This is a genomic window from Hydrogenophaga sp. ANAO-22 (assembly GCF_042466645.1).
Taxonomy (GTDB): Bacteria; Pseudomonadota; Gammaproteobacteria; order Burkholderiales; family Burkholderiaceae_C; genus Hydrogenophaga.
Map to the genome: position 1 here is coordinate 1,299,931 of NZ_CP159956.1, position 19,554 is coordinate 1,319,484.

Below are 19,554 nucleotides of genomic sequence, written 5' to 3' on the forward strand. Positions count from 1 at the left end.
TCTAAAGCGCAACACCCTACGGGTCCGGGCTGGACTCCTTGTCGAAAGGATGCCATTTAGCCCCGGAGTGCAACAGTCCTCTGTCAGCCGAATTACATGTTCGTCACATTCCAGATCGAAGAACTTCACGTGCCAAACTGCTGACCCTTAGAGACGGTCGCCGTATGAAAATTCTTATCGTGGAAGACGAAGCCCAAACGGGCGAGTACCTCAAGCAAGGTCTGAGAGAAGCGGGGTACTACACCGAGTTGATGCGGGATGGTGTTGACGGTTTGCACGAAGCTACGGAGGGTGACTACGATCTGGTGCTGCTGGATGTGAATTTGCCTGGAATTGACGGATGGTCGGTGCTTCGCTCATTGAGGAGAAAGAAGCCTCATCTGCCGGTTCTGTACCTCACGGCTAGAGACAGTATTGAAGACCGCGTCAAAGGCCTTGAATTGGGAGCAGATGACTACCTTATCAAGCCTTTTTCGTTCTCCGAGCTTCTCGCGCGCATAAAGACGGTGCTGCGCAGAGGTACCCAGTCGCAGGAGCCCACAACGCTCCAGGTGGCCGATTTACAGCTAGACCTCGTGCGACGAAGGGCTAGCAGGGCGGGTCGCCGCCTTGACCTGACCGCGAAGGAATTCGGACTACTCGAGCTCTTCATGCGGCGCCGAGGGGAGGTTCTCCCACGCACCTTGATAGCTTCGCTGATGTGGGACATCAACTTCGACAGTGAGAGCAATGTCATTGTCGTCGCGGTCGGGCGACTGCGGTCAAAGATCGATGACGCGTTCGATGCCAAGCTGCTTAGAACAGTGCGTGGCATGGGCTACGTGCTCGACGAACCAGAGCCCTGAGGGTGTTTGAGAGCTATGTCGTTAACTGCCCGATTGACGATTCTCTTCGCCTGCGTGCTGACGGTAGTCCTGGCAGGATTCTCGTGGCTGGTCTTTCGAGAAACAAGCAGCCGGTTCCATGAGCTGGACGAGCTGCTGTTGCAGGGCAAAGTTCAGCTCGTCGCAGAAGCGGCGCGAAACAGCCGGTCGGAGGATGAGCTGAGGGGGTGGCTTGCGACAAGCATGCCCGGGCATGCTGGGCTCTACGTCAAGGTTCTCAGCGACACTGGCGACCTATTTGAACATCGAGATTTGCAATTGCCAGCAGGCCTTGCAGAAGAGTTCTCCGGTGCCGGGGAGGCCAAAGACTGGCGAAGAACAGCTCACAGCTTTCATGCCAAGCGCTTTGAGGTCAGTCTGGGCGGGGACGTATCAAAGAAGCTCACTGTGATTGCCGCAGTGGACACGCGCCAGCACACAGACTTTCTTGACGTGTTGTCCATGAAGACTTTGGGGTATGTGTGCTTCGCGGTAATAGTAGGCGCGATGCTAGGCTGGCTAGCGAGCCGAGGCGGCCTACAGCCGCTTACCACGATGAGAGCAAGAGCCGAGCAAATAAACGCCAATAGGCTATCGGAGCGCATCTCGGCACAGAGCTGGCCAAAGGAGATGCGCGAACTTGCTAACTCACTGAATGGCTTGTTGGATCGCCTCCAAAGCGACTTTGACCGCTTGAGCGCGTTCTCGGCAAATCTGGCGCATGAGATGCGAACGCCAGTCAGCAACCTTCTGACCGTCGCCCAAGTCACATTGGCTCAATCACGAACCAGTGACGAGTATCGGAGCACGATTGAGACGATATCGGAAGAACTGCAAGACCAAGCGCGAACCATCTCTGACATGCTCTTCCTGGCGCGAACGGAGAACATGCACGCTCTGCCATCGGTTCAACTCGTCAAGCTCGATGTAGAGTCTCAATCGTTGGTTGATTTCTATGACGTTACGGCAAGCGAAAAGGCGCTGAACTTTGCAGTCAGGGGCTCCGCTCGGGTCCATGGTGACCGTCTGATGATTCGTCGAGCAATCAGCAATCTTCTGTCAAATGCTGTGAAGTATGCGCAACCCGCATCCACCATCGAAATCAGCATCAACACAGCTGAAGGCAAAGTCAGTCTGGCGATTACCAACAGAGGAGAGGAGATTCCCGTTGCCTCTCAAGCATCGCTGTTTGACCGCTTTGTACGACTCTCTTCGCCGAGCGTAAAAGATGCGGGAGGTCTTGGCCTAGGCCTTGCCATCACCAAAGCCATCATGAGAGCCCACCACGGTCAAGTCAAGCTGAGCTCCCTAGCAGGGGCCAACACCTTTGTCCTCGAGTTTGAGAAGGTGGTGTCCCCGTCGCACTAGGTGAACTCGATTCAGTTGTTGCTGTGGTCTTTGCTCAGAAGATAGTCCATGCGGGCCACTTCGTTGCTCGTGACAGGGATTGAGCGACCATTTGCGGCCTCCAGAACTTCGCCCTTCTTCAAATACACGGAGGTACCTACCCGGCTCTCCTTGCCCATCTTTCCGTCAGGAAAGATATAGAGATTGCCTCCGTCCTTGAGTGGGATGATTTCCTTGGCAGCTTCGACGGCGGCGTGTCCGGCGAAGACGGAGGTAGAGGCAAGAGCAAGAGCAAGAGCCGCGAGGGCAAGTTTCGTTTTCATACGTGTTCCTTCTTTGATTGTCCGAACAGCACGATTGCTTCGGAGTACCTGCGTACCCGTCTAAGCTAACTAGATGGCCGTGACGAAAGCGCTGCCTGAGCATTACTTTTTTGTCAGGACAGCGCGTTCAGTCGGCAACAGCGGTTCGCAAGGTGTGTCGTACCCCTTGCGCCCAGCTTGATCCCTGTCGCAGTGAAGTGAGAGTCGATGTAGGGACTTGTGCGAAAAACATGGATTCATCCACCCCGCTGCGGTCAAGTCGGTATCGAAGCTTCTGCGACCGCTGTCGCTGCTCGGCGTTGGACAGCATGGGGCCCTCACCTGCGAGTCGGAAGAACTCGGCAGACTCTCGTAAGCAGTCGACAAATTGACCCTTTAGCGCCGGTATGGCCCGGCCAAACCTGTTTCTCTGGTTGCGGTCTGCAGCTCCGCTTGATACAACCAGTCCCCAAGACCTTACGCCGGACACAACGTCTACGCACGTCGCTTCTGCTTTGGTCAATCCAAAATGCCTCGAGACGCGCAAACGATGTGCGACCCAAGGGTCGATTTTTTCCAGTTCCTCAATGACATGTAGAGCGTCGTCGTCGGTTCCTTGCACGGGAAGAACGAACGACTGCAGCAGGCTTTTCGCAATGGCGTCATCTTGGGCTGCAGCTTGAGACATCCAGTGAAGCCCAAGTTCCTGCTCTGCGATTCCTGCAGCTGATTTGAGAATCATGGCGCCGAGCTGCCGTTGCGCATTGGCGTTGCCACTGGCTGCAGCTTTCTCGAGAAAGAAGAGCGCTGCCTGAGGATTTGCCACGGAGCCGTGGCCGTCGGAGTGAACTCGGTAAAGGAGCAGCCAGGCCTCACTCAGACCTGCGTCCGCCGCACGAAGTAGTAGCGCGGTACCCCCTCGAAGATTTCGCCTTGGCACAAGACTCTCGGAGCGCGCAAATGCGGTGTCTATGCCGCAAAATGCGCGACCCAAAAGCAACGCTGCCTCGGCGTTCCTTCGGGCGACACAGTCCTCCAGAATGGCATGTAGCGTCGTACTGTCAAGTTCGGGAAGAGACACCTGAACGCTTTGCAGGAAGACAAGGGCGCCGCAAACGGCATCGCACAGCTCTGAGCCTCGCTCCAAAGGCAGCGCAATTGCGAACTTGAGCAGTCGAATGACGAGTGCAGAGTTTGCAGATTGTGTGGCCTCGGAGAGCGCGTGTTCAACAGTGCCTTCGGCCGCGACGTCGGGCTCCTCGACAAGAGTTTTCAAGGCCGACAAGAGACGGCTTTCCTCGGAGCTCTTGTAAGCACTTAGAGCGTCTGAGGCTGTCGCACTCCCCAAGGCTTCAGCTCGCTCCCACAGCTCAAGAGCAAGCTCTTCGTTCAGTTGCATCAAACCACGCCATACCCCGAGCTTGAGGCAAGCAGCTGACGAACCTGCACTTGCTGCGGCAACCAGCATTGGGACGAGGTCGCGTCGGACGAGGTCGCTCAACGAAAGGCTTTCCGCAATGATTCTGGCGGAGCGCTCTGAAGCGGAAAGCGCTGGGTGGGATAGGTATTTGAGGCCTAGGTCGGTGTACTGTGGAAAGCCCTGCACACCCTGCAAGTAGCGTTGCCCAACCTCGCATAACGCATCCAAGTCGCCTTGTCTCGCAAGGGCCAGCAGTTGAACGTCTTGACGCCGCATGTTTTCCAGAACTTCGATTGAAACCTGTCGAGGAATCTATCGAGATGCTGGTTTCCACGAGCTTTCGCTCTGATGACGATGTCGTCACCAAATTGTTATTTTCACGAATTTGACTTCCCGTACGTAGTGACGGAAAAACACAACGCCCGAAGGATGGGCTGGGTTGGTGCGTGCGACGAGAGCAACGGATTTTGCATGTTTTCAGGCAAATCACTAGCGAAATTTCCGAAACCAGCCGCAGGGGGAGCGTTCATGCGTAGACGTGAGCATAGTCACGGGTACGCACCGTCGTCATGTGCTTGGTCAGACAGCCATCATTTCTGGTTGTTTGTCTTCAAAGACATTTTGGCCAACATGCGAGGTGCGATTCGTCCCCTCAAACTAGTCTCTGAACAGAGCTATCAGCGTAAAGGAAATCTCATGAACAAGACGAATCGTTTGGCACTGGCCGTGCTCGCCCTCCTCGGGTCCACTGCCGCCTTTGCCCAAAGCAGCGTGACGCTGTACGGCCGTGTGAATACCACGGTGGAACGCCAAGATATGGGTGGCGTGAAGACCACGGTTATGGCCAACAACAACTCCCGCTTTGGCTTCAAGGGTGTTGAGGATCTCGGCGGTGGTCTGACCGCTGGCTTCCAGCTGGAAAGCGGTTTCCAGTCGGACACCGGCGTCGGCAGTGGTGCGCTTTTCGGTCGCCACAGCGAAGTAAACCTTTCGGGCGGATTCGGTACCGTTCGCCTGGGCAACTTCTTCCCGGCCTCGTACTACGCGTCTGCCGACTATGTCAGCATGCACAACCACGACACGGGGTCCTCGTCTGACGCCCTGTACTACGACCCGGTGTGGTTCGGCGGTCCTGGCACTGGCAACAAGATTGCCTACCGCACCCCCAACATCGGTGGCTTCACTGCGGAAGGTTCTGTTGTGCTGCATGAGCAAGCACCCGGTACCGGCGGCAAGAACGGCTATGACTTTGCTGCCAACTACGCCATGGGCGCACTGGACCTTGGCGCAGGCTACAGCGCCATTGACAGCAACAAGCAGTTCTCCTTGCGTGCTTTGTACTCCTTCGGTCAATTTACCGTTGGTGGCTACTATCAGCGCAACAAGGACGCAAACCAGCTGCTGGCTACCGGAGCTGGAACGCGCAACAATCTGCGCTTGGCCGCGGCCTACAGCGTCGGCGCATCGGAGTTTCACGTGAACGTGGGCCGTGCGGGCGAATACGAAAACATCGCCGACAGCGACGCCACGCAATACACACTTGGCTACAACTACAACCTGAGCAAGCGCACGAAGGTCTATGGTTACTACACCCGCGTGAACAACAGCACCAACGCGACCTATATGACCGGCACTGCTGGTGTCGATTTCAGCTCCGTTGCCGTGGGTATTCGCCACAACTTCTAAGCTACTCTTGCTCTCGGCAGCCTCGCTGCCCGAGAGTTAGCTTACGCAGAAAGAGGCCTCGGGTTCCGTCAAGGGATGCGAGGCCCTTTGTCTTTTGGCCCACAGCCAAAAGCCGCGTGTGGGATTCCACAAAAGAATAGCATCGCCATGTTGAACAGTGACGTGAAGTCCATTGGGCGTTTGCCAGCACAGGTGTCACGTGACGCCCGCTTCGGTACACTTCCTCATGTCTCATCTGAAGGCGTCGGCCCGCAAGAGCCAGGTGGTTTTGCCTCTCGCGTCTGGCGCGAAGACATGACATCGATGCGCGAATCGACCTTCTCTCCAACAGCGCTCGCTCTTGGCCACTTCAGGTGGAGGTGCCTCTTGAAGAGCGGTGTTAAGGAGCCGCACCAGCAGGCCTCTACCAAGCAATCGCGGAGCACGCTACCCACGACCACCGTTTTTTGGACTCGAGGCACATGAAGTTGTTGGTGATTGAGGATGAAGTGAAACTAGCGGAGTACCTTCGGAAAGGCCTCCAGGAAGCTGGTTTCGTGGTGGACCTTGCTCACAATGGCATCGATGGCTTGCATCTCGCAATGGAGTCCGACTACGACCTTATCGTGCTAGACGGCATGCTTCCCGGCATCGACGGGCTTGGCTTGTTGGCCGCGTTGCGTCAGACCAAGCGCACGAGGGTCTTGATGCTGACTGCGAGAATAAAGGTAGAAGACCGAGTGCGCGGCCTGAACACAGGTGCAGATGACTACATGGTCAAGCCGTTTGCGTTTTCTGAACTCGTTGCCCGGGTTCAGGCATTGCTGAGACGAGAACAGACTGGAGCGGGAGCTGAGCAGCCCACGGTGCTTAGTGTGGCTGACCTAGAGGTTGACCTGGTCGGTCGCAAGGTGTCTCGCCGAGGGCAAAGGATTCTCCTGACATCTCAAGAGTTCAGCCTTCTTTCCTTGCTCCTGCGACGACAGGGCCAAGTACTTTCGAGAACCGAAATTGCCTCGCAAGTGTGGGACATGAACTTCCACAGCAACACAAATGTGGTGGACGCTGCAGTCCGACGCTTGCGCACCAAAGTGGATGTGCCGTTTGACAGCCCGTTGATTCACACGGTTCGCGGCGTTGGCTACATCCTGGAACCCCGACAAGAATGAATCGGAATAGCGCAAATTCGCTAGGACGACGGCTGTCGGCCTGGCTTGCGTGGCAAAGCTTGGGTGGGCTGCTAATCGTGTGTGCAACGGTGTACGGAGCCACACACTACGCGTTTAAGGCGCGGCAGCTTGAGGAGTTGGACCAGAAGCGGGCGCTGCTGACATATCTTGCCTCCGAGGCCGCGCGCAACGGCAATGAAGTCAAGCTCAAGCATGAGCTCGACGACTTCATGGTTGGCCATCCCCAACTTGGGCTTTCTGTAGCACAGACAGATGGAGCAATTTTTCACCAGAAACTGCTGCCACCGTCGGGGCATGCCCGACGAACGATTCAGTTCAACCTCGACTCCCCGAGGCCTGGTCAGCAAATGCTTCGCACGGAGTTGTCGCTGGATGTAGGTGGCGATTCGCTGGTGTTGCGACGCATCGCCTGGATTCTCTTTGGGGCGGCAGTGGGAGGAGTACTGTTGATTTCCTCCGGCGGATTTCTCCTGGTGTGGCTTGGATTGCGGCCTTTGCGCGAGCTCTCGGCACAGGTGAAAGTGCTTACAGCAGGGACGCTGCACATCCGACTGGATGGTTCACGACAGCCCGACGAGCTCGCTCCGTTGATTGCGCAATTCAACGATTTGTTGGCCCGTCTCGACCAGTCTTACGAACAAATGGAGGGCTTCAACGCTGACGTCGCCCACGAGTTGTTGACACCGCTGACGACGTTGATGAGCGGTGCTGAACTGGCGATGAACTCATCCAAGAGTCTGGACGAGATGCGTGAGTTGCTCGGTTCGAATCTGGAGGATCTGCAGCGCATCGCTGGAATAGTGCACGACATGCTGTTTCTCTCACAAGCAGACAGGGGGGCGGCTGCGCGTCGCACATCAACTCCAAGCCTCGCGGCAGTCGTACGGCGCGTTGCCGAGTACCACGAAGCTACCCTCGATGATGCTGGACTAACCCTCGAGGTGAAGGGCGACGTTGATGGCGAGTTCGACCTGCAGCTGTTGCAGCGCGCGTTCTCCAACCTGGTTAGCAATGCCACTCGCTACGCCACAAAGGGCACGAGCATAGTGGTGAGCATTGAACCCGATGCTTTCGAGCAGGTGATGGTTCTTGTCGAAAATCGCGGAGCCCCGGTTGACACCCATACCCTCTCTAGGATGTTTGACCGGTTCTTTCGAGCCGACGCATCACGCAGCGGAGCTAGCAAGAATCACGGCCTCGGTCTCTCAATTGTTGCGGCCATTGCGCGTATGCATGGCGGCACGACCATGGCTACATCGAGCAACGGAATGACCAGCGTGGGCATCCGTCTGAAGCGGTTCAATAAGTAGGTCGACAACCCCTCTGCCACATCAGTGCGGGCAATTTAACGAGCGCCTTTGCTGGGCAGGCAGTCGGCCGCGCACTCACGCTTCAGCATAGCTTTCGAATAGTAAGCGCGCGGCCATCCCATCTTGACCGCATGGCGCGGTCGTGTTTTTGAGATTGCTTTGTCAGGCTGGCTGCCAGCGATGTGGCAGCAGCTCGCCGATCTGGCTGGCGCGCTGCATAGGCAGGCGTGCCATCACATCGCGCAGGTAGGCATACGGGTCGTGGCCATTCATTCGCGCTGACTGGATCAGGCTCATGACGGCTGCCGCCCGCTGGCCAGCGCGCAGGCTGCCAGCGAAGAGCCAGTTGTTACGGCCAATGGCAATGGGCCGGATCTGGTTCTCGATCCAGTTGTTGTCCACGGGCAGTTGCCCGTCATCCGCGAACCGGGTCAGTGCCTCCCAGCGCCGCAAACTGTAGTCCAGCGCCTTGGCGCTAGCTGTTCCCTCAGGCACCTTCTGACGTTGCAGCAGCATCCACTGGTGCAAGGCATCGAGCAGCGGCTTCGTTTGTAGTTGCCGGATGGCTTGGCGCTGCTCGGCACTGAGCGCCTTGACCTCGCGCTCGATCTCGTAGACCCGCGCGAACTGCTGCAGCGCGAACTCGGCGATCTGGCTTTGATTGGCCGCGTGCAGATCGAAGAACTTGCGCCGCGCGTGCGCCAGGCAGCCGACCTCGGTCACCCCACTGGCGATCAAGGCCTTGTAGCCGCTGAAGTCGTCACAGGTGAGGCTGCCTCTCCAGTCACCCAGGAAGCGCCGGGCGTGTTCGCCCGAGCGTGATTCGCAGAAGTCGTAGACGACCACCTTGGTGTTCTCGAAGGCACCCGTGGCATAGGCCCAGAGGTAGGCCCGGTGCGTCTTTCCGTTGCCCGGCTTGAGCATGGACACCGGCGTCTCATCGGCATGCAGCACGCGGTGCTGCAGCAGCTCGTTTCTCATGGCATCCACCAGTGGCTGCAACTGCACGCCACAGGCGCCCACCCACTGAGCGAGCGTGGAACGCGGGATCGCGAGACCAGCTCGACCAAAGATCGCTTCCTGGCGGTACAGCGGAAGGTGATCCGCGTACTTGGCCACCAGCACCTGCGCCAGCAGCCCGGTGGTGGGGATGCCCTTGTCGATGATGTGCGGATCGACGGGGACTTGGGTGAGCGTCTCGCACTTCGCACAAGCCCACTTGCCACGGATGTGGCGCTCGACGCTGAAGACGCCAGGCACATAGTCCAGCTTCTCGGCCACGTCCTCGCCCACGCGCTTCATCTGGCAACCGCAGGCACAGGTGGTCGAGTCGGGCTCGTGGCGGATCTCGCGCCGCGGCAGGTTGGCTGGCAGCGGCGCGCGCTTGGGAACCTTCTTCTCTTCAACCTTGGCGGGTGCCTGCGCTTCCTGCAGCGCATCGATCTCCGTGGCCACGGCCGCCAGATCGGCCTCGATCTCGTCTTCGAGCAGGCTCTTCTGCTCGGGGTTGAAGCGTTCGGACTGGGCGGCGAATTTCATGCGCTTCAAGAGCGCGTTCTCGTGCGTGAGTTTGTCCAGCAACGCGCTCTGGTGGCGCAGCTGCGTCATGAGGCGCGTGGTCAGCTCACGCAGCTCTTCTGCGCTCAGGCTCTGCAGGGATTGAGGCTCGACCACCATGGGCATCCACTGTGCCAGCACTGGAATGTGCGCACCATTGGCGCATGCCCCAATTGGCAAGCGCCGGTCAGCGCTTCAGAGTCAGACCACGGTGATGACACCGCCGTCAGCCAGGCGCTGCCAGGGCAGGCCCAGCACCAGCGCATCGAACTGGGCGCGGCTAAGCGAGGCGGTGCTGGCCGCATCACGCGGCCAGACGAACTTGCCGCTGTTCAGGCGACGCGCTGCCAGCCACACACCGATGCCGTCGTGCACCAGCACCTTCATGCGGTTGGCGCGCCGATTGGCGAACAGGTAGGCGTGGTGCGGGCGCGCTGCGCCGAAGACCGACACCACGCGGGCCAGCGCCGTCTCGGTGCCTGCTCGCATGTCCAGCGGCTCGGTGGCAAGCCACAGCGCATCAACCCGGATCACTTGATCAGCTCTCGCATCCACACGGCGCACTGATCGGCCGCATCCAAGGGCCAGGTCACCGAGACGCTGGTGGCGCCACGGCGCAGCTCGACGCGGATGTCTGGTGCAAGTGCAGGCCTTGGTGAACATGCCGCTGGCGGCAGCGGCACTGGAACGAATGCGGGAGCCTGGAGTGCAGGCAGCGCGCCACCCGCTTCGCGGCGCCACTTGTGCACGACATTGGCGTTGATGCCGTGCGACAGGGCAATGCTGGCCACCGAAGCGCCTGGCTTGGCGCACTCGGCAAGGATCTGCTGCTTGAGCTCGGCGTCGTACCGCCGGCGAGTCTTCTTCTTGGCTTCATTCATGGTGTCCACCTATTTCGCTTGGTGGACACCATCGTTGCCGCTTAGACCGATCCCTTCAAGGGTGGGATGGCCGCGCGCTTACTTCGAATATGACAAATTTGTCATTTTGATGACTTCATGTTGTTGAGGACCAACTCATACAGTGTTTCTCAGTGCCGAAACGGCAGCTGCTGCCTCACACGAGAGGCTTTCTAAATCACTTATGAGGTCCTACATGTCCAAAATCCATACCTTCCGACAAGCTGCCTTCGCGGTCTCCATTGCAGCCACCCTGGCCAGCGCTTCCGCTGCAGACATTTCCAGCAAAGAGCAGGCGCTGATTGGCCAACCCGCTCCTTCCACGGCATCGGCACGTGTCATCGACCTGAGTGCGTCCAGCTACGCGAACGTCTCCTATGGTGAGACAGTCGTCTTTCGCGGCAATGGAGGCAACCAGTTCACCTGGACGTTCAATGGTGTTGGTGGTCGTTCCTGGGACCTTGCCAAGATTGCCCCGGCCGGCTTCTCCGACAAGCAGTTCCGAGTCTTCGTGAGTCGTAATCCGCTGTATCGCAGCTGAGCCTTCATCGCTCGTAGTAGGCGACTCCGCGCTGCCGGGACGGGGATTGCCACGACAGGCGCTTGGAGTACACGGGCTACACCCGTATGGTGTGTGGCCCGTTTTACTTTTTGTCGCCGCCCTTGTATGCCAGAAGGCGCAGTGCGTTGAAGACGACCAAGAGCGTCGAACCCTCATGAACGGCAACGGCTGCTCCAATGCCAAGACCCATGATGGTCGCGGGGACCAAAACCGCCACGATCCCAAGACTCACGAAGACGTTCTGACGAATCACCGAGCGCGTGTGACGGCTTAAGCCTACGGCGAAAGGAAGGTTTCTCAAGTCGTCGGCCATTAGCGCCACGTCAGCTGTCTCCAGCGCCACATCTGAGCCTGCAGCACCCATGGCGATGCCGACCGTCGCGTTGGCCATAGCGGGCGCGTCATTGACGCCATCACCCACCATTGCCACCTTCGTTTCCTCGCGAAGCTTGCGAATCGCTTCGACCTTGTCCTCGGGCATTAAGTCACCCCAGGCCTCATCGAGACCTACCTCACTGGCAACTGCTTCTGCCACCTTCTTGTGGTCCCCGGAAATCATAATCATGCGGGTGATGCCGAGCTCTCGAAGCTGCTTCAGTGCATCACGTGCGCCTTCGCGTGGGGTATCAAGAAGTCCGATGGCGCCGAGATCTCGCTCACCCTTGCGCACAACCATAGATGTGCGGCCTGCTTCACGCAGACTTTCAATTGCTGACGCGGCCGAAGCACCCAGGGGGGCAATGCCATCGCTTCCAAAGAGTTCTGCCTTGCCAATCCAGACTGTCTCCCCGCCCACAGTGGCAGTCACCCCGCGTCCAATCAAGTTCTCGAGATTGCTTGCGTTTGGGATGGGTTGCTGCCCCAAGCGTTCACGACCATCCTTCGCTATCGCAGCAGCAAGCGGGTGGTCGCTCAAGGACTCGACTGCAACCGCTACAGCGAGCAGTTCCGTATCGGTGACACCTTCCGCTGTCACCACATCGGTGATTCGCGGTCGGCCTTCTGTCAGTGTGCCGGTCTTGTCAAATGCCATTGCGTTGAGGGAGCCGAGCTCTTCAAGAGGAGCGCCACCCTTTATCAGAACGCCGCCTCGTGCTGCGCGAGCAATACCTGAAAGAACCGCGCTGGGCGTCGCAATGGCCAAGGCACACGGGCTGGCAGCCACAAGAACCGCCATGGCGCGATAAAAGCTATCGCGGAACGGCTCGTCCACGACTACCCAAGCAAACAAGAGTAGGAACGCCAGCAACAGAACAGCGGGCACAAAAATGCGTTCGAACTGGTCCGTGAATCGCTGCGTTGGAGACTTGCGCGTCTCTGCTTCGCTGACCATCTTGACCACTCGGGCCAGGGTCGAATCGGTGGAGCGTCGCGTCACCTCAATTTCGATGGCATGTGCCCCGTTGATGGTGCCCGAGAAAACGCGAGAGGCTGCTTCGATGGCATCGGGTCTCGAGCGAGCGAGGGCCGCATCATCGACCGGCCGCTTGTCGACAGGCATGCTCTCGCCAGTGACAGGCGCCTGGTTGATGCTTGTTGTGCCAACCAGAATAAATCCATCGGCGGGAAGGCGCTCATTTGGCCTCACCAAAACGACGTCACCGACCACGAGTTCTTCCACCGCAATCTCAGATGTCTGCCCATCGCGGCGAACGGTGGCCGTGTCTGGCGCTAGTTCTGCCAGTGCCTCAATGGCGCGCTTTGCCCGACCCATGGCATAGCTTTCAAGTGCGTGGCCCAGGCTGAACAGAAACAGAAGAAGCGCGCCCTCTGCCCATGACCCGAGAGCAGCTGCGCCGGCAGCTGCGACCAACATCAGGGTGTCAATCTCGAATCGCTTACGTCGAAGGTTATCGATGGCTTCTCGCAACGTATAGAAGCCGCCAAAGAAGTACGCAGCGACGTAACAAGCAAGTGGAAGCCAGGATGGCACGCCCGTGATTAGCTTCTCCGTGGCGGCTCCCGCACCGAGCAGCGCTCCGCAGATCAGCGCGAAGATCATTTCGCTGTTCGCGCCGAACACGCCACCATGCTGGTGCCCTTCGTGGCCGCCGGAAGCATGTTTGTGGTCACCGTGGTCGTGGCTATGCGCGCTATGGTCTTCCTCCGCCTCGCGCGGATTCGTTCCAAGGCTTGAGAGTTCGGCACGTATTGCTTCTTCCGAAGTCTTCTCGCGGTCGAACTCGATGTGCAGGAGCCCTGAAGCATTGGTGTTAGCTTCAAGAACCCCCTCAATCTTCTGCAGACGGTCGGCCACGGACCCGGCCTTCCTTTGATGGTTAACCCCGTCAAGTTGCCACTGCAGGTGGCCGAAGCGGCTAGAGATTTCTGCGCCTGCTGCTTTCGCAACTTCACGAATACGCGTTAACGACAGCTGGTCGGGGTCATAGTGAATGCATAGCTGCGGTGGCTTTTCTGCTGCGCCAGGCCGCACATGCACTTCGTCAACGCCTGGCCGATTGCGAAGCAACTGTTGCAGCCGCTCAACGCAGGCATCTGCTTCGCCAGGAATGCTCGGCAGAAGAACAGGGAGGTCGAGGCGAAGCTTTTCAGACATGACGTGATGGTCGCTCTATACGACTGAGTTGAAGAGAAAAGAGCTGAACTTTGCTCGCAGAAGGTGTGCGAAGAAGCTCGTGAACGCTTGATTCTTGAACGGCTGACACGCGCACCGAAAACATATCGCAAAAGTCATGTTCAAGTCACATTCACGTTAGATAATTTTTATCCATGGTGCAGAGCTCGCCAGAGGTGTTTTCGTCCTCGTTTTGTCACATTGCGTCGGTCTAATCATTTGCGTCAGCCCGACTTGGGTTGTCGTTCCACCGAGTCCTTGCGATGTAGGTCGCATCGGAACACGGTCCAACTCAACTGCACAGCAATAGACGACATGAAACACTCTCTCATCGCCCTTTCGATTCTCGCGACCACAGCAGGGGCGTCTGCGCAAAGCAGCACCACTCTCTTCGGTGTTGTCGACGCATCTGTGACACGACTGTCCAGCGACAGCGTGAGCGTCACGGGACTCTCCAGTGGTGAACAATCTAGCAGCCGTCTGGGTTTTCGTGGACTGGAAGACCTCGGCGGAGGTCTCAAGGCCAGCTTCTGGCTTGAAGGCAGCGTTGCCGTTGACAACGGCGGTACAACATTTCGCTTTGACCGTCGCTCCACTGTTGGCTTGATTGGCGGGTTTGGCGAGGTTCGACTTGGCCGGGACAAGCTCGCGTCCTATCTGAACGTAGAGACCTTTGACCCGTTCGGCGACATTGGAGTGGCTGGAAACGGCGCTAACAACATGCTCGGCAACGCAACGGTCGCCGCTGGCACGCAAGAGGGTAGCCACTCCAAGCGCGCAAGCAATATCGTCTCGTATCTGACGCCCAAGATGGGTGGCTTCCACGGCCAGGTGCAATACGGCTTCGGCGAGCGAGCCAGCAGCGAGCCGAACAACAGCCGAGGCAATTTCGTCTCCGCACGCGTGGGATATCAATCGAACCCGCTCGACATCGCGTTGGGCTATGCACAGTTGAAGGGTGGCACTGCTATCCAGGAAGTGACCTACAAAGCGGTCAACTTGGGCGCTTCGTACGACCTCGGATTCGTGAAGCCGATGGTGCTGATTGCGACCGAACGTGGCGCCGGGCGCGGTGTCAATGCGTATACCTTGGGCGCGTCGGCCCCCGTCGGACAGGCGGGTGAGTTCCGTGTCGGCTATACACGCTTCAGCACCCGCAACCAGGTCGAGGCCGATTCCTCGAAGTTGGGTCTCGGCTACATCCACAAGCTGTCCAAGCGCACTGTGGTCTACGGCCTGCTCGCACGAGTGAGCAACGACAGCAACGCGAATCGCGGCTTCGCAGTCTCCTCGTCTTCCCTGGCGTCTCCGCTCATCGTCGCCGGCGACAGCGCAACCGGATACTCCATCGGCGTGCGTCACTCGTTCTGACAAAAAGAGCCGCAGCACGGATGTGGTGTCTGTGCTGCGGCGTATAAAGTGCTCCCCGTGGAATTGGCCCAAGTGCTTTGCGGTTCTTGGGCCTTTTTTCGTTGGGGATTCCGTTAAGGTTTGGTTGCGGCCTACTAACGCGCAATCAACTCCTGAAAGTTACATCTTCTTCGTGAACATCATGACCAGCGTGTTTGCGTTCACAGATTTTCCATCTGCCTTTCCGAGGAATGAGTTCTTCTTGGTTGCACCGACCATGGCGCCTGACACTGAGAAGCCATCGCCAAGGTCATAGACAGCGCCAACGCTGTAGTCGACATAGTTGGGCAGGGTAATGTCGCTGCTGTACGAGGTGTAGCCCAGCGATGCCTTCAAGGTCCACTTGGGATGGATCTCTTGAGCGTAAGCCACGTTCAGATACCCAGTGCCTTTGCCCTTCAAACCCGACCCGAGCGCGGAGCCCGCAGCGTTGAAGTAGTCGTCAGATACGGTATGGTAGTACTTGGCGCTCAGAGGACCCCAACCCACACCGAGGTACAGCTCAGTTGTGTTTACAGCGCTTGCGCCCGTGTAGTGATAGCGCAGAACACCGGCGTCCCAGCTGAGCTCGCCGGTTGCAAAGATGTAGCCAGCGTAGAGATCGCTTTCCAGATTCGCGGTCGGGCCCGTGGCACTCGTCTGGAAGTTGACGGTCGAGTTCCAGTTTCCAGCATAGAAGCCGCTTGCGTGGGAGTAGTCGAAACCGCCTTGCAGCGCAGGCCGCAGCTGTCCTTCTCGCACATCCTGGTCTTGGCCGCGAGTCTTGTAGTTGGTGACGAGACTGACGTTCGCGCTCAGTTGGGCGCTGGCGAGCATGGGAAGCGCTGCCAATGTGAGGACGGCCAGGGTCTTGGGGGAGATGATTGTTTTCATGAGTGAGCTTTCAAGTGGTGATGAACAGATAAAAGCCGAGTCGGAGCTTTTGACCCCCACCCTCAATTGCAGGCAATGAGGGCACGGGACTCGACGTAGACAGCTTGCTATGGCATAGCGTTTCACCAAGAGAAAACTTCGGGGCATTCATTGAAACGCTAGTGAATTTGGCGCTTCAAGCGCAATTCAGCAACTTGAAAGCAACTGCCCTCGTGCAACTCCCCATTGCATGTTTGGCTGCTTCTCAGTTCAACCCGGGCGCCCACTGCTGGCACGAACCGATTCCTCCGGTCAGAGCTAGGCTGAACGCGACTTTGCTCTTCCGACACATAAGCAAAAAGTGACGCATTTGTCATCGCTCGGATGTCGGTTTGTGTCGGTGCGCTCTCTAAATTAAGTCCAACAGATGACGGCTCCCGCTGGCAACCGCGTAGCGATCCGACGGACCGCCAAGTCTGCAGACGATCACTCGGCCCATGTCCACTGTGATGCCAGGTCGATGGCTTTGTTCTCGAATGCGGTTAGAGGCCGCGCCCTCATTCCCAGGACAACTATCCGTGGAGTTTCTTTCCCAGGAGCGTCAAGCCGAAGTCAGAGCCATCGCCGAAAGGCAGCAGAAGACTTACCGCCAGATGCTTTCGGCAAACAAAAACAAGACGTTCGCCATCCATGCGATTCACAACTTGCATCGACAGATAGACGAACTGGTGACAAGGGTCCAAGCAAGACCCGATGTGCGCTTCGACTGCAAACCGGGGTGCTCGCATTGCTGCAACTTCCGCATTGAGGTCTTCCCGCCCGAGGTGTTTGTTCTGGCTCGAAGGCTGCGGGCGCTGCCAGGCGACCAACTAAACCTGGTGACTGAACGGCTTCGTCTTCATGTTCAAAGGTCACAAGGAGTCCCTAGAGCGCAGCACTGGATGAACTGCCCATTGCTGAATGACGACCGTTGCTCCTTCTACAAAGACAGACCGTCGACTTGCAGGAAGTACCTGTCCTTAGATGTTGAGGAGTGCAAGCGACCAGGAATCAGCGCGCTAGAGGACGGCGAGTTGGCGCTGAAGTCATTGGCGCTCGTCAGTGGCGTTCGAGAGGCCTATTCAAAGGCCAAGAGTCCCCTCTCCATCCACGAGCTGAGCGAGGCGCTACTCATGGCGCTTACTGACCCAACCTGCGAGGAACGTTGGTTCAAGGGTGAGGTTGTCTTTCCGCTAATGGCTGCGGACGACTAATTCATGACGCCAGTCTTCTTATGTAGAGGGGAGCTGTGAGCGCAGTTGGGCGTAACGAGCCATGTCCATGCTACAGCGGGAAGAAGTACAAGCATTGCTGCATGACGCGTAGTTCGACCCCGTTGGCGGCGGGTGAAGCGACCAGCCCAGTCGATGCGCTTAACGTGGCATGGAGCTTCTTCGAGTCGGGCCAAGCAACCGAGGCGGCGAATCTGTGTCGAACAGTTCTTCGTTCAGATGCGACGCAGCCGGATGCGCTGTACTTGCTGGGCGTCTTGGCTTGTGAAAGCGGAAATTTCTGGGATGCTCTGGATCTCTTCCGGAAAGCTGCACTGGCGCGCCCGCAGTTTCCTGAAGCGCACTACTACCTCGGGCTTATTCATATGAGGCAAGCCCAGCATGAGCAGGCTGCCTCGCACTACCGTCAAGCAATCGCCTCTGCGTCTGGATTCGTCGAAGCACATTGCAACCTGGGCGTTGTGCTTAACCGCTTGGGTCAGCCGCTTCAGGCCTTGTCCAGCTACCAGGAGGCACTGGCCATTCGTGAGGCGACAGAAGTGAAGATTGGCCTCGCCGAGTGCTTGCAGCGCCTACGCGTCTCGCCAGGCGTGAGCCACTTGCGCCCCCTGCTCACGCGCGCAATCGCTGAAGCCTGGCGCCGGCCTGAAGAGCTCGCGCCCGCCGCCATCGCCTTCCTAAAGTGCGAAGCAGGATTCCAAGAAGCATTGTCGAAAGGAGTTGGGCGAGAGAGATTGCTTGCCGACTGGTGCGAAAACAGACTTCTTCTTGCGTTGCTTGAGAGCGCGACGATTTGCGATGTCGAGCTCGAGCGCTTGTTGACAGCGGTCCGCGAGACGCTTCTGGATGACGCTCTGAGGTTCGATGTGGAAGATGATGAGCTGCTGAGCTTGCGTTCCGCCCTAGCACAGCAGTGCTTTGTGAACGAATACTCTTGGCTCGTGCACCCAGAAGAAAGCGAGAAGGTCGAAGAGCTACTGAAGCGTGCGAGTCTCGCTATCGAATCGGGTCGAATGCCGTTGCCACAAGTCATGCTCGCGCTTGCTAGCTATCTACCTCTGTGCAATCTGCCATTTGTAAACGCTCTGAGGGAACATGCCTGGTCTGATTCGCTGCGTTCGGTGATACGTCAGCAAATTGATGAAGTGAGGCAGGAGCTCAATTGGCGCTCCGTCCTTCCAAAGATAACAGCGATAGACCAAGACTCGTCGAGCAGGGTTCAGCAACAGTACGAAGAGAACCCTTACCCGCGCTGGGTCCGCTCCTCCTTGTTTCCCGCCCCACTCGCGCTGGAAGACCGGCTGCGCATGCAGATTCCGCACGCGCGTTTTCAACCAATTGGCAGAGTCGGTACTGTCGACGTTCTTATTGCGGGATGCGGAAGCGGTCGTCACTCAGCTGAGAGCGCAAGTGCATATAGCGACTCGCGAGTGCTTGCGATTGATTTGAGTGCAAGCAGCCTCGCCTATGCGATGCGCAAGTCTCATGAGCTCGGTCAATGTAACGTCGAGTACGCCCAAGCCGACGTTCTGCAACTATCGTCGCTCAACCGGCACTTCGACCTCATCGAGTCCGTGGGTGTGCTGCATCATTTGGTTGACCCAGCGGCTGGATGGCGAGCACTACTCCAAGTGCTACGACCAGGCGGACTCATGTTGCTCGGCCTGTACAGCGAAGCTGCGCGCGCTCCGGTAGTCGCCGCGCGGCAATTCATCGCTCATCGTGGCTATCCCGCTACTCCACAAGGTATTCGAGACTGTCGCGCGGCAATCATGGGGGCAAATTGTCCGGAGGCGCTGAGTCACCTCACCGCGTTCGGCGACTTCTACGGCTTGAGTGCATGTCGCGACTTGCTATTCCATGCGCAAGAGCACCGCACAAACTTACTCGCTATAGATGCGCTGCTGAATGAGCTGTCGCTCGACCTCGTAGGCTTGCATGTTGAGCCAGAGGTGCTTCGAAAATTCCAAGCACGGTTTCCTGATGATGATTCTGTTCACGACCTGGGAATGTGGCACCAATTCGAAACAGAAAATCCCCAAACCTTTGTTGGGATGTATCAGTTCTGGGTGCAGAAGCGACGCGCATAACTGGGTGGACCATGGGTATTCGGTCAATCCGCCGCGACTGCTGTCGTGTGAGCTTTGCTGCACTTGACATCCAATCTTTGACTAGCTTGCAAGCCACTGGGGAATCAGAGCATGAGCCAGTTGCCGCTGCTCAAAGAGAGCAATAGCTAGCAGCTAGCAAGGCCGTCAAGAGGAAGAGGAGGCCTGCTCACATGCCTCTGTGATTGCATCTTGGGGTAGCAGTTTCATAGCGGCACCTGAG

General features: G+C 57.9%; 16 protein-coding genes and 1 pseudogene. 10 read left to right on the top strand and 7 right to left on the bottom strand.

All coding sequences use genetic code 11. From position 1 onward, the window contains the following. Nucleotides 1–164: 164 nt before the first annotated feature. Nucleotides 165–845, top strand: coding sequence for a heavy metal response regulator transcription factor (locus tag ABSY19_RS06085; protein WP_382160150.1), 681 nt, complete (start codon nt 165–167; stop codon nt 843–845). Between the two features lie 33 nt (nt 846–878). Beyond that, nucleotides 879–2,231 (top strand): heavy metal sensor histidine kinase, encoded by a 1,353-nt coding sequence (locus ABSY19_RS06090; protein WP_382160153.1) that lies wholly within the window; start codon nt 879–881, stop codon nt 2,229–2,231. A gap of 11 nt (nt 2,232–2,242) precedes the next feature. On the opposite strand, the gene ABSY19_RS06095 is transcribed toward ABSY19_RS06090, so the two are convergent. Together ABSY19_RS06095 and ABSY19_RS06100 are read right to left on the bottom strand one after the other, a co-directional pair. Beyond that, a complete protein-coding gene (locus ABSY19_RS06095) occupies nt 2,243–2,533 on the bottom strand; it encodes a CopK family periplasmic copper-binding protein (protein ID WP_382160156.1) in 291 nt (96 codons plus the stop codon). A 127-nt stretch (nt 2,534–2,660) separates the two neighbouring features. Further along, the gene (locus ABSY19_RS06100) at nt 2,661–4,208 is read right to left on the bottom strand and encodes a hypothetical protein (RefSeq protein ID WP_382160159.1); all 1,548 of its coding nucleotides are present in this window, start codon (nt 4,206–4,208) and stop codon (nt 2,661–2,663) included. Nucleotides 4,209–4,628: 420 nt separating this feature from the next. Here ABSY19_RS06100 and ABSY19_RS06105 point away from each other — a divergent pair, with 420 nt between their 5' ends. From ABSY19_RS06105 to ABSY19_RS06115, 3 genes are all read left to right on the top strand, one after another. Next, on the top strand, nt 4,629–5,618 hold the full coding sequence (locus tag ABSY19_RS06105; RefSeq protein WP_382160162.1) for a porin: 990 nt from the start codon (nt 4,629–4,631) through the stop codon (nt 5,616–5,618). Between the two features lie 461 nt (nt 5,619–6,079). After that, nucleotides 6,080–6,766 (top strand): heavy metal response regulator transcription factor, encoded by a 687-nt coding sequence (locus tag ABSY19_RS06110; RefSeq protein ID WP_382160165.1) that lies wholly within the window; start codon nt 6,080–6,082, stop codon nt 6,764–6,766. Then, on the top strand, nt 6,763–8,097 hold the full coding sequence (locus ABSY19_RS06115) for a heavy metal sensor histidine kinase (RefSeq protein ID WP_382160168.1): 1,335 nt from the start codon (nt 6,763–6,765) through the stop codon (nt 8,095–8,097). Before ABSY19_RS06110 ends, ABSY19_RS06115 begins: the two co-directional genes overlap by 4 nt. Nucleotides 8,098–8,259: 162 nt before the next feature. Here the strand turns inward: ABSY19_RS06115 and ABSY19_RS06120 are convergent, their stop codons facing one another. The 3 genes from ABSY19_RS06120 to ABSY19_RS06130 all read right to left on the bottom strand — a co-directional run bounded on the left by ABSY19_RS06120 (nt 8,260) and on the right by ABSY19_RS06130 (nt 10,535). Further along, nucleotides 8,260–9,774, bottom strand: coding sequence for an IS66 family transposase (locus ABSY19_RS06120; protein ID WP_382163701.1), 1,515 nt, complete (start codon nt 9,772–9,774; stop codon nt 8,260–8,262). 81 nt (nt 9,775–9,855) lie between these two features. Next, nucleotides 9,856–10,188: an IS66 family insertion sequence element accessory protein TnpB gene (gene tnpB / locus ABSY19_RS06125; protein ID WP_382155582.1), complete on the bottom strand. Its 333-nt coding sequence runs from the start codon at nt 10,186–10,188 to the stop codon at nt 9,856–9,858. Further along, nucleotides 10,185–10,535: a transposase gene (locus ABSY19_RS06130; protein WP_382155579.1), complete on the bottom strand. Its 351-nt coding sequence runs from the start codon at nt 10,533–10,535 to the stop codon at nt 10,185–10,187. Before ABSY19_RS06130 ends, tnpB begins: the two co-directional genes overlap by 4 nt. Nucleotides 10,536–10,749: 214 nt before the next feature. Between ABSY19_RS06130 and ABSY19_RS06135 the strand changes: the two genes are divergently transcribed. Further along, complete coding sequence (locus tag ABSY19_RS06135; protein ID WP_382160171.1) at nt 10,750–11,094, top strand: CzcE family metal-binding protein; 345 nt, start codon at nt 10,750–10,752, stop codon at nt 11,092–11,094. A 103-nt stretch (nt 11,095–11,197) separates the two neighbouring features. Here the strand turns inward: ABSY19_RS06135 and ABSY19_RS06140 are convergent, their stop codons facing one another. After that, a complete protein-coding gene (locus tag ABSY19_RS06140) occupies nt 11,198–13,672 on the bottom strand; it encodes a heavy metal translocating P-type ATPase (protein ID WP_382160173.1) in 2,475 nt (824 codons plus the stop codon). Between the two features lie 333 nt (nt 13,673–14,005). On the opposite strand from ABSY19_RS06140, the gene ABSY19_RS06145 reads away from it, so the two are divergent. Continuing rightward, nucleotides 14,006–15,061 carry a porin gene (locus tag ABSY19_RS06145; protein ID WP_382160176.1) on the top strand — a complete coding sequence of 352 codons (1,056 nt, stop codon included), beginning with the start codon at nt 14,006–14,008 and terminating at the stop codon, nt 15,059–15,061. Nucleotides 15,062–15,220: 159 nt separating this feature from the next. On the opposite strand, the gene ABSY19_RS06150 is transcribed toward ABSY19_RS06145, so the two are convergent. After that, nucleotides 15,221–15,973 carry a TorF family putative porin gene (locus ABSY19_RS06150; protein ID WP_382160179.1) on the bottom strand — a complete coding sequence of 251 codons (753 nt, stop codon included), beginning with the start codon at nt 15,971–15,973 and terminating at the stop codon, nt 15,221–15,223. Nucleotides 15,974–16,530: 557 nt separating this feature from the next. On the opposite strand from ABSY19_RS06150, the gene ABSY19_RS06155 reads away from it, so the two are divergent. The 3 genes and pseudogenes from ABSY19_RS06155 to ABSY19_RS06165 all read left to right on the top strand — a co-directional run bounded on the left by ABSY19_RS06155 (nt 16,531) and on the right by ABSY19_RS06165 (nt 19,313). After that, a complete protein-coding gene (locus tag ABSY19_RS06155; RefSeq protein ID WP_382160181.1) occupies nt 16,531–17,205 on the top strand; it encodes a YkgJ family cysteine cluster protein in 675 nt (224 codons plus the stop codon). Between the two features lie 35 nt (nt 17,206–17,240). Continuing rightward, nucleotides 17,241–17,285, top strand: a pseudogene (locus tag ABSY19_RS06160) (hypothetical protein); the annotation flags it as partial. Between the two features lie 21 nt (nt 17,286–17,306). Continuing rightward, entirely contained in the window at nt 17,307–19,313 is a 2,007-nt protein-coding gene (locus tag ABSY19_RS06165; RefSeq protein WP_382163703.1) for a methyltransferase domain-containing protein, read from the top strand. Nucleotides 19,314–19,554 lie beyond the last annotated feature (241 nt).

Excerpts from the sequence above, each read along its gene's own strand:
- ABSY19_RS06120 (WP_382163701.1), bottom strand. The coding sequence starts at position 9,774 with ATGGTGGTCGAGCCTCAATCCCTGCAGAGCCTGAGCGCAGAAGAGCTG.
- ABSY19_RS06085 (WP_382160150.1), top strand. The coding sequence starts at position 165 with ATGAAAATTCTTATCGTGGAAGACGAAGCCCAAACGGGCGAGTACCTC.
- ABSY19_RS06135 (WP_382160171.1), top strand. The coding sequence starts at position 10,750 with ATGTCCAAAATCCATACCTTCCGACAAGCTGCCTTCGCGGTCTCCATT.
- ABSY19_RS06165 (WP_382163703.1), top strand. The coding sequence starts at position 17,307 with ATGACGCGTAGTTCGACCCCGTTGGCGGCGGGTGAAGCGACCAGCCCA.
- ABSY19_RS06105 (WP_382160162.1), top strand. The coding sequence starts at position 4,629 with ATGAACAAGACGAATCGTTTGGCACTGGCCGTGCTCGCCCTCCTCGGG.
- ABSY19_RS06130 (WP_382155579.1), bottom strand. The coding sequence starts at position 10,535 with ATGAATGAAGCCAAGAAGAAGACTCGCCGGCGGTACGACGCCGAGCTC.
- ABSY19_RS06115 (WP_382160168.1), top strand. The coding sequence starts at position 6,763 with ATGAATCGGAATAGCGCAAATTCGCTAGGACGACGGCTGTCGGCCTGG.
- ABSY19_RS06100 (WP_382160159.1), bottom strand. The coding sequence starts at position 4,208 with ATGCGGCGTCAAGACGTTCAACTGCTGGCCCTTGCGAGACAAGGCGAC.
- ABSY19_RS06140 (WP_382160173.1), bottom strand. The coding sequence starts at position 13,672 with ATGTCTGAAAAGCTTCGCCTCGACCTCCCTGTTCTTCTGCCGAGCATT.
- ABSY19_RS06150 (WP_382160179.1), bottom strand. The coding sequence starts at position 15,973 with ATGAAAACAATCATCTCCCCCAAGACCCTGGCCGTCCTCACATTGGCA.
- ABSY19_RS06145 (WP_382160176.1), top strand. The coding sequence starts at position 14,006 with ATGAAACACTCTCTCATCGCCCTTTCGATTCTCGCGACCACAGCAGGG.
- ABSY19_RS06110 (WP_382160165.1), top strand. The coding sequence starts at position 6,080 with ATGAAGTTGTTGGTGATTGAGGATGAAGTGAAACTAGCGGAGTACCTT.
- ABSY19_RS06095 (WP_382160156.1), bottom strand. The coding sequence starts at position 2,533 with ATGAAAACGAAACTTGCCCTCGCGGCTCTTGCTCTTGCTCTTGCCTCT.